The organism is Nonomuraea composti (assembly GCF_012034275.1).
In the GTDB taxonomy this organism is placed as follows: Bacteria; Actinomycetota; Actinomycetes; order Streptosporangiales; family Streptosporangiaceae; genus Nonomuraea; species Nonomuraea composti.
In genome coordinates this window covers 61,516-76,083 of sequence record NZ_JAATEP010000040.1, presented here as the reverse complement: position 1 = coordinate 76,083, position 14,568 = coordinate 61,516, and the positions used below count along the sequence as shown (strand labels likewise).

Annotated in this window: 19 protein-coding genes; 14 read left to right on the top strand and 5 right to left on the bottom strand. The window is 72.2% G+C overall.

What is annotated here, in order from left to right:
- Positions 1-91 precede the first annotated feature (91 nt).
- From HCN51_RS40580 to HCN51_RS40565, 4 genes are read left to right on the top strand one after another with little or no spacing between them, the layout of a single operon-like run.
- Positions 92-889, top strand: a complete 798-nt coding sequence (locus HCN51_RS40580; protein ID WP_168017363.1) for an SDR family NAD(P)-dependent oxidoreductase — start codon at positions 92-94, stop codon at positions 887-889.
- A 43-nt stretch (positions 890-932) separates the two neighbouring features.
- Entirely contained in the window at positions 933-2,120 is a 1,188-nt protein-coding gene (locus HCN51_RS40575; protein ID WP_080040102.1) for a cytochrome P450, read from the top strand.
- A 14-nt stretch (positions 2,121-2,134) separates the two neighbouring features.
- Positions 2,135-2,359 (top strand): ferredoxin, encoded by a 225-nt coding sequence (locus tag HCN51_RS40570; protein WP_080040101.1) that lies wholly within the window; start codon positions 2,135-2,137, stop codon positions 2,357-2,359.
- An 11-nt stretch (positions 2,360-2,370) separates the two neighbouring features.
- The gene (locus HCN51_RS40565) at positions 2,371-3,375 is read left to right on the top strand and encodes an NAD-dependent epimerase/dehydratase family protein (protein WP_168017362.1); all 1,005 of its coding nucleotides are present in this window, start codon (positions 2,371-2,373) and stop codon (positions 3,373-3,375) included.
- A gap of 63 nt (positions 3,376-3,438) precedes the next feature.
- Here HCN51_RS40565 and HCN51_RS40560 read toward each other — a convergent pair whose 3' ends face one another.
- From HCN51_RS40560 to HCN51_RS40550, 3 genes are read right to left on the bottom strand one after another with little or no spacing between them, the layout of a single operon-like run.
- Positions 3,439-3,636, bottom strand: coding sequence for a ferredoxin (locus tag HCN51_RS40560; RefSeq protein WP_080040099.1), 198 nt, complete (start codon positions 3,634-3,636; stop codon positions 3,439-3,441).
- A gap of 2 nt (positions 3,637-3,638) precedes the next feature.
- On the bottom strand, positions 3,639-4,835 hold the full coding sequence (locus HCN51_RS40555; protein ID WP_080040098.1) for a cytochrome P450: 1,197 nt from the start codon (positions 4,833-4,835) through the stop codon (positions 3,639-3,641).
- 29 nt (positions 4,836-4,864) lie between these two features.
- Positions 4,865-5,929 (bottom strand): methyltransferase, encoded by a 1,065-nt coding sequence (locus tag HCN51_RS40550; RefSeq protein WP_168017361.1) that lies wholly within the window; start codon positions 5,927-5,929, stop codon positions 4,865-4,867.
- A gap of 229 nt (positions 5,930-6,158) precedes the next feature.
- On the opposite strand from HCN51_RS40550, the gene HCN51_RS40545 reads away from it, so the two are divergent.
- Entirely contained in the window at positions 6,159-6,557 is a 399-nt protein-coding gene (locus HCN51_RS40545; protein ID WP_080040096.1) for a SchA/CurD-like domain-containing protein, read from the top strand.
- Here the strand turns inward: HCN51_RS40545 and HCN51_RS40540 are convergent.
- On the bottom strand, positions 6,534-7,535 hold the full coding sequence (locus HCN51_RS40540; RefSeq protein ID WP_168017360.1) for a methyltransferase: 1,002 nt from the start codon (positions 7,533-7,535) through the stop codon (positions 6,534-6,536). The genes HCN51_RS40545 and HCN51_RS40540 overlap by 24 nt on opposite strands.
- A 219-nt stretch (positions 7,536-7,754) precedes the next feature.
- On the opposite strand from HCN51_RS40540, the gene HCN51_RS40535 reads away from it, so the two are divergent.
- The 9 genes from HCN51_RS40535 (at position 7,755) to HCN51_RS40495 (ending at position 13,325) form a co-directional block, all read left to right on the top strand.
- Positions 7,755-8,492, top strand: a complete 738-nt coding sequence (locus HCN51_RS40535; protein ID WP_168017359.1) for an SDR family oxidoreductase — start codon at positions 7,755-7,757, stop codon at positions 8,490-8,492.
- 4 nt (positions 8,493-8,496) lie between these two features.
- On the top strand, positions 8,497-9,354 hold the full coding sequence (locus HCN51_RS40530) for an LLM class flavin-dependent oxidoreductase (RefSeq protein WP_168017358.1): 858 nt from the start codon (positions 8,497-8,499) through the stop codon (positions 9,352-9,354).
- Between the two features lie 18 nt (positions 9,355-9,372).
- Positions 9,373-9,753: a SchA/CurD-like domain-containing protein gene (locus HCN51_RS40525; RefSeq protein WP_168017357.1), complete on the top strand. Its 381-nt coding sequence runs from the start codon at positions 9,373-9,375 to the stop codon at positions 9,751-9,753.
- A complete protein-coding gene (locus HCN51_RS40520) occupies positions 9,750-10,658 on the top strand; it encodes an NAD(P)-dependent oxidoreductase (protein ID WP_346433971.1) in 909 nt (302 codons plus the stop codon). Before HCN51_RS40525 ends, HCN51_RS40520 begins: the two co-directional genes overlap by 4 nt.
- Positions 10,658-11,110, top strand: a complete 453-nt coding sequence (locus HCN51_RS40515; protein WP_080040091.1) for an anthrone oxygenase family protein — start codon at positions 10,658-10,660, stop codon at positions 11,108-11,110. Before HCN51_RS40520 ends, HCN51_RS40515 begins: the two co-directional genes overlap by 1 nt.
- 100 nt (positions 11,111-11,210) lie before the next feature.
- Entirely contained in the window at positions 11,211-11,471 is a 261-nt protein-coding gene (locus HCN51_RS40510; protein WP_080040090.1) for an acyl carrier protein, read from the top strand.
- A gap of 1 nt (position 11,472) precedes the next feature.
- Positions 11,473-11,928, top strand: a complete 456-nt coding sequence (locus HCN51_RS40505) for an SRPBCC family protein (RefSeq protein WP_080040089.1) — start codon at positions 11,473-11,475, stop codon at positions 11,926-11,928.
- A 37-nt stretch (positions 11,929-11,965) separates the two neighbouring features.
- The gene (locus tag HCN51_RS40500) at positions 11,966-12,427 is read left to right on the top strand and encodes an anthrone oxygenase family protein (protein ID WP_168017356.1); all 462 of its coding nucleotides are present in this window, start codon (positions 11,966-11,968) and stop codon (positions 12,425-12,427) included.
- Positions 12,428-12,479: 52 nt separating this feature from the next.
- Complete coding sequence (locus tag HCN51_RS40495; protein ID WP_168017355.1) at positions 12,480-13,325, top strand: aldo/keto reductase; 846 nt, start codon at positions 12,480-12,482, stop codon at positions 13,323-13,325.
- A gap of 34 nt (positions 13,326-13,359) precedes the next feature.
- Here the strand turns inward: HCN51_RS40495 and HCN51_RS40490 are convergent, their stop codons facing one another.
- Positions 13,360-14,553, bottom strand: a complete 1,194-nt coding sequence (locus HCN51_RS40490; RefSeq protein ID WP_168017354.1) for a flavin-dependent oxidoreductase — start codon at positions 14,551-14,553, stop codon at positions 13,360-13,362.
- Positions 14,554-14,568 lie beyond the last annotated feature (15 nt).

The window sequence follows — 14,568 nt, the reverse complement described above, 5'->3', positions numbered from 1 at the left end:
CCGCTTCAGGGCCCGCGTCAGGGCCCGCTTCAGTCGGATTCGAGCCGACGTCGACGCGGCACCGCGACGCTAGACATCGAAGGGAGCCAGCATGGAACTGGGACTCGCCGGCAAGGTCGTACTGGTCACGGGAGGCAGCGGTTCCATCGGAGCCGCCATGGCCGAGGCGTTCGCGGCCGAGGGCGCCCGCGTCGCGGTGACCTTCCGGCACAACGCCGCACGCGCCGAGGAGCTGGCGCGCACCATCGGCGAGCGCGGCGGGCAGGCCATGGTCGTCAAGTACGACCTCGCCGACCCGGCGGCCATCCGCTCGGCCGTGGAGGGCGTCCTGGCCGAGTGGGGGCGGCTCGACGTCCTCGTGCTCAGCGCCTCCGCGCAGGACGGCACCCGCACCACCCCCGTGCCGTTCGAGGAGATCCCGGCCGAGGAGTGGTCGCCGCTGCTGCGCGCCGACGTCGAGGGCTCCTTCCACACCGTCCAGGCCGCCCTGCCCGCGATGCGCCGGCAGGGCTGGGGCCGCATCATCCTCATCTCGGCGAACATCGTCACCCGCGGGGCCGTCGGCGACGAGGCCTTCGTGTCGAGCAAGATGGCGCTGCACGGCCTCGGCCGCACGCTCGCCACCGAGCTGGCCCCCGACGGCATCCTCGTCAACGTGGTCGCCCCCGGCGCCACCGTCAGCAGGGGCTTCCTGCGGCGCTTCCCCGAGGACAAGCAGGCGAGGTTCGCCGAGCTCGACGACGTACAGATCAAGCGCATGCTCAACCAGGACCGCCCCGTCGGCAAGGTGTCGACGCCCGCGGACGTCGCCAACACCGTGCTCTTCCTGAGCTCGGAGGCCAACGGGAACGTCAGCGGCCAAGTGATCTACGTGGCCGGCGGACACTGATGCGCTCGCCGGCCGGTTGTTCAGGACACGAGCAGGAGAAGCGATGACCACAGCACCGCCCGCCTTCCCGCAGGCCCGCGTCTGCCCGCACCTTCCACCCCCGGCGTACGCGGAGCTGCGGCAGGGCCCGGCGCTGCGCCGGGTGACCACCTACGCCGGCCAGCTCGCGTGGCTGGTCACCCGGTACGACCAGGCCAGGACGCTGCTGAAGGACCCCAGACTCTCGTCCGACCGCAGGCGCCCCGGCTTCCCCGTCATCTCCGTGCAGGTCGAGCTGCTGACCGAGCGCAAGCGCCAGGCGCTGATCGGCATGGACCCGCCGGAGCACGACATCCAGCGGCGGATGTTCCTGCCGGACTTCACGCTGAAGAAGGTCCGCGAGCGGCGGGCCGACATCGAGCGCATCGTGCACGAGTCCCTTGACGACATGCTGGCGCAGGGCCCGCCCGCCGACCTGTACCGGGACTTCGCCCTGCCCGTGCCCTTCCGGGTGATCTGCCGCCTGCTCGGCGCCCCCTGGGAGGACCGCGACTTCTTCCAGGACGCCATCAGGCGGCTCGTGCGGACCTTCTCCACGGAGGAGGGCCGCCAGGCGGGCGCCGAGCTGCTCGCCTACTTCGAGCACCTGGTGACCGAGTACAAGAAGACCCCGGACGGTGCCGGCCTCATCGGGCGACTGGCCGGCACCGGCCGGATCTCCGACGACGACCTCGCGCTGGCGGCCATGTCGCTGCTCATCGCGGGACACGAGACCACCGCGGCGATGATCTCCCTCGGCGCGGTCACGCTCATGGAGAACCCGGACCAGCTCGCCGCGATCCGGGCCGACCCCGAGGCGATCGTGCCCGCCGTGGAGGAGCTGCTGCGCTACCAGTCGATCGCCGACAGCGCCAACATCCGGGTCGCCACCGCCGACATCGAGATCGACGGGGTCGTGATCAAGGCGGGGGAGGGCGTCCTCGTCCCCGCCTCGCTGGCCAACCGGGACGCCGAGGTCTTCGAGAACCCGGACGTCTTCGACGCCGGCCGCGACGCCGGCGGGCACATCGCCTTCGGCTACGGCCGCCACCAGTGCCTGGGCCAGAACCTGGCCCGGCTGGAGCTGCAGATCGCGCTGACGGCGCTGTGGCAGCGCATCCCGACGCTGCGCATGACCGTGCCCGCGGAGGAGCTGGCGCCCCGCCCGCCGGGCGCGATCCAGGGCATCGACGCGCTGCCGGTCACCTGGTGAGAGGAGGCGAAGCGATGGAGATCCAGGGAGACCAGGACGTGTGCATCGGCGCCGGCATGTGCGCGCTGACCGCGCCCGGCGTCTTCGACCAGGACGAGAACGGCCTGGTCGTCGTGCTGACCGCCGACCCCTCCGGGGACGCGCGGAAGAAGGCGCTCCGAGCGGAGCGGCTCTGCCCGTCCGGGGCGCTGCGCGTGAGCAGCGGCTCCGGGCGGACCGATTCCATTGCCGGAAGATGATGAGGAACCGGATGCGCATCTTGATGCTGGGTGGTACCGAGTTCGTCGGCCGCGCCGTGACAGAGGCGGCGCTGGCCAGGGAATGGGAGGTGACGGTCTTCCACCGGGGGCGGCACGAGCCGCCGCCCGGCGTCCGGGCGCTGCACGGCGACCGGACCCTGCCCGACGGCATGGCGGCCCTCGCGCAGGGCGAGTGGGACCTGGCGGTGGACACGTGGTCCGGCCCGCCGCGGGTCGTGCGCGACACGCTGCGGCTGCTGGACGGCCGCATCGGCCACTACACCTACGTCTCCAGCCGCGGCATCTACGACTTCCCCGTGCCCGCGCCGCTCACCGAGGAGCGGCCCGTGGTGGCCGGCTCGCCCGACGACGGCGAGGTCGCCTACCGGGAGGCCAAGGCGGGCGGCGAGGTGGCCGCGGAGCAGGCGATGGGCGAGCGGTCCCTGCGCGTGCGCCCCGGGCTGATCTTCGGCCCCCGGGAGAACTCCGGGCGGGTGCCGTGGTGGCTGCGCCGCGCCGCCCGCGGCGGCCCCCAGCTCGCGCCGGGCCCCCGCACCGCGTCCCTGCAGTACATCGACGTCCGCGACCTGGCCACCTGGACCCTGGACGCCGCCGGGAGCGGCCTGCACGGCGTCTACAACCTGGTGTGCCCGCCCGAGCACGCCACGATGGAGGACTTCCTCACCGCCTGCGCCGAGGTCACCGGCGCCGGCGCCGAGCTGCGCTGGATCGACCCCGAGCAGATCCTCGCGGCGGGCATCCGGCCGTGGACCGGCCTGCCGGGCTGGCTGCCGCCGGGCGAGATGCACGAGCTGCTGCACCGCACCGACGTGTCCAAGGCGGTGGCCGCCGGGCTGCGCTGCCGGCCCGTCAAGGAGACCGTGGCCGACACCTGGGAGTGGCTGCGCGAGGTGGGCGGGGACACGCCCGAGGAGTCGTCCCAGGGCGGCTACCGCACGGCCCACGAGCTGGCCCCGCTGGACCCCGACGTGGAGGCGCGCCTGCTGAAGGGCTGAGCGGCCACCAGACGAAAGAAGCTGCCGGCGGATCACCGCCGGCAGCTTCTTCGCGCGTGTGGCTCACTCGTCGTCGAGCAGCCGGATCGTCCCCGTCGGGCAGCGCCGGGCCGCCTCGCGGACCAGGTCCGCGAGGGCGGCCGGCGGCCGCGGCTCGTTCACCACGACGACGGTCTCGTCGTCGTGGCCGAACACCTGCGGCACCGCGGCCACGCACAGGCCGCTGCCGCAGCAGGTGTCGCGGTCCACCGTCACCCGCATGCTCACCACTCCACCGGGATCTCGAGCAGCCCCCCGATCAGCGTGCCCTCGCTGCGGCCCAGCTCGGCCGGGGGAACGGCCAGCCGCAGGTCCGGGAACCTGCGCAGCAGGGTGTCCAGGACGATCTGCAGCTCCAGGCGGGCCAGCGACGCGCCGATGCAGAAGTGCGGCCCCACGCTGAACGTCAGGTGATAGTTGTAGGCCCGGTCGACGTCGAACTCGTGCGGGCAGGAGAACACGCTCTCGTCCCAGTTCGCCGACTCGACCGCCGGGATGATGCTCGTCCCCTTCGGCACCGTCACCCCGCCGACCTCGATGTCCTCGGTGACGTAACGCAGCATCGACAGCGAGCCGTTGAGCAGCTTCCAGCGCAGCACCTCCTCGACGGCGGCCGGCACCAGCGACAGGTCCGCCCGCAGCTTGGCGAGCTGGTCCGGATGGGCCAGCACCTTCGCCACCAGGTAACCGATCTGGCTGGCCGTCGTCTCGTAGCCGACCAGCAGCAGCAGCCGGCACCACCAGTGCAGCTCGTACTCGCTCAGCCGGGTGTCGTCGTCCTCGTGGACCTGCGTCAGCGCGCTGATCAGGTCGTCACGGGGATCGGCCCGCCGGGTCTCGATCAACCGGCCCATGTAGGCGCCGATCTCCTTCATGGCCGCGCCGATCTCCGGCCCCGAGTACTTGCCGGTCGACAGGAACCGGTCCGTCCAGCCGCGGAAGCGGTCCTGGTCCTCCGCCGGCACGCCCAGCAGGTCGCAGATGACCCGGATGGACAGCGGGAACGCCAGCGACTCCGAGATGTCGGCCGGGCACGGCCCGTGCTCCATCTTCGTCACCAGCTCGTCCACGATCTCCTGCACCTTGGGGCGCAGGTTCTCGACCATCGTGGCCGTGAACGCCTTCATCACCAGCCGGCGCACCCGGGTGTGCTCCGGCGGGTCCGGGTCCATCCGCTCGTCCTGGAACATCTTGTTGTTGGAGGTCATGCGGGCCGCGTCCGGGCGGTTCAGGTTGCGGCTGACGCGCGGGTCCGTCAGCACGGACCGCACGTCCTCGTACCGCGTCACCAGCACCGCCCGGTCGCCGCTCGGCAGCACCACGGGCACCACCGGGCGCTCGCGCAGGTCCCGCAGCTCCGCCGGCACGTCGAGGGCCGACGGGCGCGGGAACGGGTACGGGATGGGCTGTTCGCTGCTCATCTTCCTCGCCTTCTGGCTAGACGGGCCCACTAGACCGGCCGGGCCTCGACGATGCTGTGCGGCGGCAGGGTCGGGTGGATCGCCACGACCTCGAAACCGGCCTCCTGCACGAGATTCGTCCAGTCGGCGACGGTCCGCTCGCGGCCGCCGTTGGTCACCGCCATCGAGATGTCCATCAGCTTGATGTAGTGCGGGTCGTTGCCCTCGGGCACCACCCCGTCCACGATCAGGACGCGCGCGTCGGCGTCGTCGCCGATCGCCTGCCTGATCCGGCCGAGCACCTTGCGGCACTCCGCGTCCGCCCAGTCGTGCATGACGGCCTTCAGCGTGTACGCGTTCGCGCCGGACGGCACCTCGTCGAAGAAGCTGCCGCTGACCAGCCGCACCCGGTCGGCCACCCCCTGCGCGGCCAGGACCGGCGGCGCCGAGGCGATGGCCGTCTCGATGTCGAACAGGATGCCGCGCGATTCGGGGTAGCGCCGCAGGATCGCCGACAGGAAGCGGCCCTGCCCGCCGCCGATGTCGGCGATCGTGCCGAACCGGCCGAAGTCGAAGGAGTCGGCGATCTTCGGTGCGCGGCTCTCGTTCAGCTCCGACATCGCCTTGTGGAAGGCCGCCGCGAACTCCGGCGCCTCCTGCTCCAGGTACTCGAAGAAGTTCTTGCCGTCCCGCAGCTTCTTGCCGTTCGGCTCGCCCGTGCGCAGCGTGTCGATGGCGTAGCCCCAGCAGTTCCACACGGTGGTCTCACCGTAGAAGTAGGCCAGGTACCGCAGCGAGCCGGGCACGTCGCTGCGCAGGTACTGCGCCTTCGGCGTCAGCTCGAACGTCTTGTCCTCGCGCTCGGCGAAGACGCCGACGGACGCGGCGGCGCGCATGAACCGGTGCAGGGTCGGCGCGTGCGTGTTCGTCGCCGCGGCCAGCTGGTCGATGCTGCGCGGCCCGTCGGCGAGCAGGTCGGCGACGCCGACGCGGGCCAGCACGTTCAACGTGCCCGCCACCCACTTGCCGGCCAGCATCAGCAGCATCTCCTGCTGGACACCGCCGTCGTCGAGCGGACCCTGGTCCGGGACACGGTCGGTCGAGGTCGTGGTCATCCCGAATCCTCCTTGAGGGACAGGTGTGCTTCGGCCGCCCTGAGCTGGGCCGGGTCCTGCCGTGTCTGGCAAGCTCCCACTGGCGGCTCAAGGGCGGAGCAAGTCGTCATGGAGCGGGTCTGTCCGCTCCGCGGGTCGGCGCCGGACGGCGCGCGCTGAGTGGTTCGCGAGGGCGCTTCGAGGCCCGCTGCGCATGCTGGGGCGACGTTGCCGATCACGAGGAGTTGCCATGCCGTACACGGCGATCACTTATGACATCAAGGGCGGATGCGAGGACGAGGTCGCGCAGGTCTTCAGCAACTTCCGGCGGCCGTCGGGGAACGTCGTCCCCGGCGCCGACGGCGAGCAGGCGGGCCGCATCCTGGCCACGGCGGTGTTCATCCGCGACAGCACGCTCGTGCGCTTCATCGAGTACGAGGGCGACCTCGACGCGGTGATCCGCTTCATGGCCGCCCAGCCCGGCGTGGCCGAGGTGGAGCGCAAGCTCGCCCCCTACCTGAACAACCCGCGCGACACGGGCACCGTCGAGGGGTTCATGCGCACCTTCCGCGCCAGCGAGCTGCGCTGCATCACGCAGTTCGCGGTGCCCCGGCATCCGCAGCCCTCAGCCTCTGCGGCAGATCAGTAGCGTGTCGAAGTCCCCGAGCCGCTTCTCCTCCAGGGACGTGAAGCCGGCCAGCGCGGCGTGCTGCCGCAGCTCCTCGACCGGGTACTCCGAGCCGCCCTCGCTGACCAGCAGCATGTCCAGGCTGATCACCAGGTTCTCCACCTGGGCCGGGCCCTCGTCCAGCATCCGGTCGTAGACGAGCAGCGCGCCGCCGGGGCGCACCGCCGCGGCGGCCTTCTCCACCAGGAACCTGCGCTTGTCGAAGTCGTAGTCGTGCAGCACGTGCCCCATGACCACGACGTCCGCCTGCGGCAGCGGGTCGTTCCAGAAGTCGCCCGGGTTGAAGGTCATCTTCGAGCTCAGGCCGAGGCTCGCCATGTGCTCGGTGAAGAACGGCTCCATCTGCGGCAGGTCGAACACCGTGCCGGTCAGGTCCGGGTGCGCCTTGACGATCTGGCCGGCCAGGTTGCCCCGGCAGCCGCCGACGTCGAGCAGCGTCCCGTGCGCGGAGAAGTCGTACGCCTCGATGAGCTGCGGGCCCAGCACCTGGGTCAGCGCGTCCATCATGTGGATGAAGCGGCCGAGCACCTTCGGGTCGCGCAGCACGTCGTCGAAGTCGCCCTGCGCCTGCGGCAGGCCGGTGCGCAGCGCCTCCGACAGCTTGCCGTAGGCCGGATAGAGGTTGTCGTTGGCCCTGCGCATGAATCCGCCGATGTAGGTCGGCTGCTCCCGCACCAGGTACTGGTCGGCGCCCGCGGCGTTGCGGTAGCGCTTGCCCTGCCGCTCCAGCAGGCCGAGCGCGGTCAGCAGGAGCAGGAAATCGCGCAGCCCGCGGCCGTGCAGCCCGAGCCGCACCCGGATCTCCTCCTCGGTGGCCGGGTTGTCGTGCAGCTCGGTGAACAGGTCGAGTTCCACCGCGGTGAGCAGCGCCTTCGACTCGCAGAAGGCGTTGCACAGCCGGATGAGTCCGGCGGGGGTGGTGACGTCCAAGCCCGTCATACGTGACTTCCTTTCTCGCACCCGTGCGATGCCGACGGTGGTGCCGGGTCGCTGGCGACGCTCCCACCGCGGGGTGGAGACCTGCTCGAAGCCGGTTGGAGCCAGCCGGAGCCGGCCGGCGCTCTCGACCGCGATTCGAGGGACGGACCAGCCGCCGCCCCCACGATGGGCCCTGGCCGGCTCAGCAGAGCCGCACGTCGTACGGAGAGGAACGGTCTGGTGGATCAAGGGCTACGCGGCAAGCGCGTGCTGGTGACCGGTGGGACCAGAGGCATCGGCCGGGCCACGGTCCTCGCCTTCGCGCAGGCCGGCGCACACGTCCTGGCCTGTCATCACACGGAGGGCGAGGACTCCGACAGCCTGGCCAGGGAGCTGAAGGAGCTCGGCGACCGCAACCGGGTGGTACGGGCCGACGTGACCGACTCCGCGGACAACCGCCGCCTGGCCGGCACCGTGGAGGAGGAGCTCGGCGGGCTCGACGTCCTGGTCAACAACGTCGGCGTGGACGGCTCCGCGCCCTTCGCCGCGATCTCGGGCGAGGAGTGGCAGCGGCTGCTCGACTACAACGTGACCTCCGCCTACCTGGTCACGCAGGCGATGCTGGGCGTCCTGGCCGACGGCGCCTCGGTCGTCAACATCGGCGCGTCGGCGGCGCTGCGCGGGCGGCCCAACGCCGTGCACTACTCCGCCTCCAAGGCGGCGCTCGTCGGGTTCACCCGGGGGCTGTGCAAGGAGCTGGGGCCGCGCGGCATCAGGGTCAACCTCGTCGCGCCCGGCCTCACCGAGACCGAGCCGGGCGGGGGGCTGCCGCCGCAGGCGGTCGAGCGCATCGTCGCGATCACCGCGCTCGGGCGGCTCTGCCGGCCCAACGACGTGGCCGGCGCCGTGCTGTTCCTGGCCGGCGACACCTCCCAGTACATCAGCGGCGTGACGCTGAACGTCGACGGCGGGATCTGAGCCTATGGACATCGGAGTCGGACTGCCGAGCACCGTGCCCGGCGCGGACGGGCGGGAGCTCGCCGAGTTCGCCCGCCGGGCCGACCGGCTCGGCTTCAGCACGCTGGCCGTGCTCGACCGGCTGGTCTACGACAGCTACGACACCGTGGTGGCGCTCGCGGCGGCGGCCGCCGTGACCGAGCGCATCACGCTGGCCCCCACGATCCTGCTGGCCGGCTACCACCCGAGCGCCGCGCTGCTGGCCAAGCAGCTGGCCAGCGTGGACCGCCTGTCCGGCGGGCGCCTCGTCGTGGGCGTCGCCGCCGGCGGGCGCGAGGACGACTTCACCGCCACCGGCGTGCCGTACCGCGGGCGCGGGCGGCGGCTCGACGCTCTGCTCGACGAGATGCGGCGCGTCTGGGCCGGCGAGGGCGCCGTCCCCGGCATCGGCCCCCGCCCCGCCCGCGGCGACATCCCGCTGTGGGTCGGCGGCAACTCCGACGCCGCGCTGGCCAGAGCGGCCGCGTACGGCATCGGCTGGATCTCCGGCAGCACCCCGCTGCACCGGTACGCCGACGTGGCCGCGTCCGTGCGCCAGGCGTGGACGGACGCCGGCCGCACCGGCACCCCCCGGCTGGGCGCGCTCGCCTACGTCGCCCCCGGCGCGGACCGCAAGCGCGACGGCGCCCGGTACCTGCTCGACTACTACGCCTACACCGGCCAGAAGGCCCGCTTCCTGGCCGACAGCGTGATCGCCGACGACACCCGGCTGCGCGAGATCATCGACGGCTACGCCGCCGCCGGATGCGACGAGCTCATGCTGATCCCCTGCACGCCTGACGCCGACCAGCTCGACCTGATCGCCAAAGTGGCCTTCGGGTAGCCAAGAGGGAGGACTGCCATGCCGTACGCGGCCATCACCTACCGGGTCAAGCCCGGCCACGAGGACGAGATCGCCGACATCTTCGCCGGCTTCCAGCGCGTGGACACCCCCGACTTCGCCGGCGACGACGGCGCGGCGGCCGGCCGGCTGCTCGGCACGGCCGTCTTCATCAAGGACGACATCATGGTGCGCGTCATCCACTACGAGGGCGAGTTCGCCGCCATCGCCCGGCACATGGCCAGGCAGCGCGGCGTGCACCTCATCGAGGACCAGCTCGCCCCCTACCTCCAGGAGCAGCGCGACACCAGCGACGAGGCCGGGTTCGGCCGCTACTTCCGCGACGCCACCATGCGCTGCATCTCCCAGCTGTCCGTGCAGACCCACCCCGCGGGAAGGTGACCGTGGAGCCGAAGTCGATCGCCGTGCTCGGGCTGGGCGGCATGGGCACCGGGATGGCGTGCGCCCTGCTCGACGCCGGCGCCGCCGTCACCGTGCACAACCGCACGCCGGAGAAGGCCGTGCCGGTGGGCAAGGCCGGCGCCACGGTCGCCGACTCGGCCGCGCAGGCGGTGGCCGGCGCCGAGGTGGTGGTGCTCAGCCTGGCCGACGAGGCCGCCGTGGAGCAGGTGCTGTTCGGCGAGCTCGACGGGCGGCTGCGGCCGGGCACGATCGTCGTCGACACCTCGACCGTCACGCCGACGTTCGCCGTGCACGCCGCCAAGCGGCTGGCCGAGGCGGGGGTGCGGCGCGTGGAGGCGTGCGTGCTGGGCAACCCGGCCATGGCCGCCACCGGCGCCCTGCGCGTCTTCGCCGCCGGCGAGGAGGCGGCGGTGGAGGAGGTGCGCGAGGTGCTCGACGCCATCGGCCAGGAGGTCCGCCACCTCGGGCCGACGGGGAACGCCAGCGCGCTGAAGCTCGCGTTCAACCTGATGCTGGGCGTGCAGATCCTCGGGCTGGCCGAGGCGGTGCGGTTCGTCGAGGCCATGGGCATCGACCGCGAGGTGCTGCTGGACGTCTTCGACGGCAGCGGGTGGCGCTCGCCGGTGCTGTCCTTCCGCGCGCAGTTCATGCGCGGGCGCACCTACCGGCCGGCCGCCTTCCGCGCCGCGCTCATGCACAAGGACCTCGCCCTGGCCAGTCAGGAGGGGCTGGCGCACGGGGCCGACCTGCCGGTGACGCTGCGCGCGCTCGACGCGTACGCCGCCGTGCTGGCGGCCGGGCGCGGCGACGACGACGCGGCGGTCGTCGCGGAGCCGCGCACGGGCGGCAGCGCTACCGGGACGGGTCCGGCGGGCGGGCCGTGATGGTCACGGAGCTGCTGTCCGTGGCGGCGCTGGTGGGCAGCGGCGTGGTGGCCGGGGTGCTGTTCGCGGTGGCGTTGAGCGTGCTGCCCGCGCTGATCGCCATGCCGGCCGACCGCTACGTCTACACCCACCAGCTCGTCGGCCGGCGGTGGGACCCCACGATGCCGATCATCGTGCTCACCTCGACGGTCATCGACATCGTGCTCGCCCTGCTGACCAGCGCCGCCACCGCCCTGCTCTTCGCCACGGCCGCCGTGCTGCTGCTCGGCGTCTCGGTGGTCTCGCACTTCTGCAACGTCCCGATCAACCGGGTGGTCAAGTCCCTCGACCCGGCCGAGGTGCCGCCCGACTGGCGCGACCCCCGGCCGCTGTGGCGGCGCTGGCACCTGCTGCGCACCACGCTCGCCCTGCTCGGGGTGACGGCGAACGCTCTGGCCGTGGTGCTCGCCTGACGTGTCGAGCGCGCCTCGAGAGTGCTTTCAGACGGATGGACGAACCTGGGACGGTCCCAGCCGCCGGACTCCGGCGCGGATGAATGGAGATACGGAGAATATGAGCGCCTTCGACCTGAACGAGCTGCGGGCGATCCTGCGCCAGATGGGGGACACCGACCAGGCGGACCTCGACGGCGACATCGAGCACATGGGGTTCGGCGACCTCGGCTACGACTCACTGGCCCTGCTGGAGCTGTGCAGCCAGGTGGAACGCCGCTACGGCGTGCAGATCAGCGACGACGCCGTGCTCGACATGCCGACGCCCGCCAGGGCGGTCACGTACATCAACTCGCTGCTGACGGCGAAGGCGGGGGCGTGACATGGCCGGGCACACCGACAACGAGATCGTCATCAACGCGCCGATGCAGCTCGTCTGGGACATGACGAACGACATCGAGTCCTGGACCGAGCTGTTCAGCGAGTACTCCGAAGCCAAGATCATTTCGGATCGGGACGGCACGATCCTCTTCCGCCTCGCCCTGCACCCCGACGAGAACGGCAAGGTGTGGAGCTGGGTGTCGGCGCGCCGCCCCGACGAGGCCACCAGGACGGTGCGCTCGCAGCGGGTGGAGACCGGGCCGTTCAAGTACATGTGGATCTACTGGGAGTACCTGCAAGAGGACGGCGGCGTCCGCATGCGCTGGGTGCAGGACTTCGAGATGAAGGCGGAGGCGCCGGTCAGCGACGCGGCCATGCAGGAGCGCCTCAACCGCAACACCCCCGTCCAGATGCAGTTGATCAAGGAAAAGGTGGAAGCCGCCGCCAAGCGCGGCTAGGCGGAACCCACAGGCGGCCGGCTGACTGGAGGAGCCCGTGCTGGAGATCGTCGTCTCGCTCGTCCTACTGGCCAACGGCCTGGCGGCGGGGGTGCTGCTGGGCACCCAGCTCGGCGGCTGGCCGCTGCTGGCCAGCCTGCCGCCTGACCGCTACGTGCACGCGCACGCGTTCTTCTCCACCCGCTACGACCCGTTCATGCCGGCCTGCCTGCTGATCACCACGCTGGGCGACCTGGCGCTCGGCCTGCTCGCCGCGAGCCCGGTCGCCCGCGTGTCCTACCTGGTGGCCGCCGCGCTCTGCCTGGGCACGATCGCGATCTCGCTGACCCAGAACGTGCCGGTGAACCGGTGGGTACGGAACCTCGACCCGGACAACCTGCCCGACGACTTCGCCGAGCAGGACCCGCGGCGGCGGTGGGGCACCTGGAACCGCATCCGCACCGCCCTGTCCACACTGGCGCTGCTCATCAACTGCGCCGTCGTCGGCCTGGCCCTCTGAACGGCCGCCCCGCACGAGCCGCCGGGCCGCGGCGCTGATAGAAGAGTCGTCCATGACGACCTTCGCCATCGCGGGCCGGCTCACCGTCAACCGCCTCGGGTACGGCACCGGCCAGCTCACCGGCTTCGGCTACTGGGGCGAGCGGCTGCCGCCCGAGGACGCCGTCGCCGTGCTGCGCCGCGCCGTGGAACGCGGCGCCACCCTCATCGACACGGCCGACAACTACGGCCCCGGCCTCGCCGAGGAGCTGGTCGCGCGGGCGCTGCACCCGTACGGGGACGGGCTGGTGCTCGCCACCAAGGGCGGCGTGCTCAGGACCGGCCCCAACGTGTGGCACATCGACGGGCGGCCCGCGTCGCTGCGCGCCAGGTGCGAGGCCAGCCTGCGCCGCCTGCGGGTCGAGACCGTGGACCTGTACCAGCTCCACCGCATCGACCCCGAGGTGCCGCTGGTTGACCAGCTCGGCACCCTCGCCGAGCTGCGCACGGAGGGCAAGATCCGGCACATCGGCCTCGACACCGTCACGCCGGAGGAGCTGGCCGAGGCCATGACGATCACCGAGATCGCCTCCGTGCAGAACCGCTACAACCTGCTCGACCGGGACTCCGAGCCGGTGCTGGAGCTGTGCGAGGCGCGCGGCCTGGCCTTCCTGCCCTGGTTCCCGCTGGGCAACGGCAAGCTCGCCGCCGCCGCCGAGGGCTCCCCGCTCGCGGAGGTGGCCGCCCGGCACGGCGCGACGCCGAACCAGGTCGCGCTCGCCTGGCTGCTGCACCGCTCACCCGTCCTGCTGCCCACGCCCGGCACCGGCTCCCTCGCCCACCTGGAGGAGAACATGGACGCCGCCGCCCTCCGCCTCACCGGCCAGGACATGGAGGCGCTGGCGGGAGCCGCCGCCTGAGACCCGCGGGCGGGTCCCTCGGCCGGTGTTCGGCTCAATGCTCCCGGATGGGGACCGACCAGCTGCGGCGGGCGTTCAGCGTCGCCGGCTCGAAGCCGGCCAGCTTCTTGTAGTGCAGCGCGATCTCCTCGCGCTCGGCCAGCGGCAGGACGTCCTCGATGTCGGCGAAGCCATCGGGGGCGCGCTGGTGCGCCAGCCTCAGGATGACCTCGGGCCCGTCGCCGCGGTTGGCCAGCACGATGGTGCTCGTCACCGGCCGGCGCTGCTCCTCGTAGAACTTCAGGCCCTGGCCGGTGCCCAGCGCGTACGCCAGCACCCGCGCGTCGATCACCGCCTGGGTGCCGCCGTTGGAACCGGTCGGATACATCGGGTGCGCCGCGTCGCCCATCAGCGTCACCCTCTCCGTCGACCAGTACGGTAACGGGTCGCGATCGACGAGCGGATACTCGAACACCTGGTGCGCGCCCGCGATGAGCGCGCGCACGTCCAGCTCGTCGCAGTGCCAGCCCTCCACGTGGGGCAGCACCCGCTCCACGCCGATCGGCCGGTTCCAGTCGCCCCGGGGCACCCCTTCGACGTGCGCGGCGCGCTGGATGGCCCAGTTGATCAGCTGGGTGCCGTCGTCCCCGGGCGGCGCGATGGGGTAGATGACGAGCTTCTGGGTGCTGTCGCCGACCATGAGCATGGACCTGCCGGTCATGAACGGCCGCGCGTACGTGGTGCCGCGCCACAGCACGTCACCGCCCGGCAGCGGCTCGCCCTCGTCCGGGAACAGCGCCTGCCTGACGCTGGAGCGGATGCCGTCGGCGCCGACCAGCAGGTCCGCGTCGTGGTCGAGACTCGTGACGGGGGAGCCCAGCACCACCGCGCCGGGGCCGAGGCGCTCGCGTACCGCCTCCAGCAGCATCATCTGCAGCCGGCCCCGGTGGATCGAGTACTGCGGCCACCGGTAGCCGGCCGCGAGCCCGCGCGGCTCGGACCAGATGCGCTGCCCGCGCGCGGTGAGGAAGGTCAGGTCCGCGGTCGCCACCCCGATCCGGGCCAGCCGGTCGCCGAGGCCGAGCTCGATGAGCTCGCGGATGGCGTGCGGGAGGATGTTGATGCCGACGCCCAGCGGGTGCAGCTCCTCCACCGCCTCGTGGACGGTGACGTCGGTGATGCCGGCGGCGTGCAGGCTCAGGGCGGCGGTCAACCCGGCGATGCCGGCGCCGGCGATGACCACGCGCATGAACGGTCTCCTCGA

Coding starts and splice junctions, on each gene's coding strand:
- HCN51_RS40540 (WP_168017360.1), bottom strand. CDS start 7,535: ATGACGGGCTTGGACGTCACCACCCCCGCCGGACTCATCCGGCTGTGC.
- HCN51_RS40565 (WP_168017362.1), top strand. CDS start 2,371: ATGCGCATCTTGATGCTGGGTGGTACCGAGTTCGTCGGCCGCGCCGTG.
- HCN51_RS40550 (WP_168017361.1), bottom strand. CDS start 5,929: ATGACCACGACCTCGACCGACCGTGTCCCGGACCAGGGTCCGCTCGAC.
- HCN51_RS40560 (WP_080040099.1), bottom strand. CDS start 3,636: ATGCGGGTGACGGTGGACCGCGACACCTGCTGCGGCAGCGGCCTGTGC.
- HCN51_RS40575 (WP_080040102.1), top strand. CDS start 933: ATGACCACAGCACCGCCCGCCTTCCCGCAGGCCCGCGTCTGCCCGCAC.
- HCN51_RS40570 (WP_080040101.1), top strand. CDS start 2,135: ATGGAGATCCAGGGAGACCAGGACGTGTGCATCGGCGCCGGCATGTGC.
- HCN51_RS40580 (WP_168017363.1), top strand. CDS start 92: ATGGAACTGGGACTCGCCGGCAAGGTCGTACTGGTCACGGGAGGCAGC.
- HCN51_RS40545 (WP_080040096.1), top strand. CDS start 6,159: ATGCCGTACACGGCGATCACTTATGACATCAAGGGCGGATGCGAGGAC.
- HCN51_RS40515 (WP_080040091.1), top strand. CDS start 10,658: ATGGTCACGGAGCTGCTGTCCGTGGCGGCGCTGGTGGGCAGCGGCGTG.
- HCN51_RS40495 (WP_168017355.1), top strand. CDS start 12,480: ATGACGACCTTCGCCATCGCGGGCCGGCTCACCGTCAACCGCCTCGGG.
- HCN51_RS40510 (WP_080040090.1), top strand. CDS start 11,211: ATGAGCGCCTTCGACCTGAACGAGCTGCGGGCGATCCTGCGCCAGATG.
- HCN51_RS40525 (WP_168017357.1), top strand. CDS start 9,373: ATGCCGTACGCGGCCATCACCTACCGGGTCAAGCCCGGCCACGAGGAC.
- HCN51_RS40530 (WP_168017358.1), top strand. CDS start 8,497: ATGGACATCGGAGTCGGACTGCCGAGCACCGTGCCCGGCGCGGACGGG.
- HCN51_RS40555 (WP_080040098.1), bottom strand. CDS start 4,835: ATGAGCAGCGAACAGCCCATCCCGTACCCGTTCCCGCGCCCGTCGGCC.
- HCN51_RS40505 (WP_080040089.1), top strand. CDS start 11,473: ATGGCCGGGCACACCGACAACGAGATCGTCATCAACGCGCCGATGCAG.
- HCN51_RS40490 (WP_168017354.1), bottom strand. CDS start 14,553: ATGCGCGTGGTCATCGCCGGCGCCGGCATCGCCGGGTTGACCGCCGCC.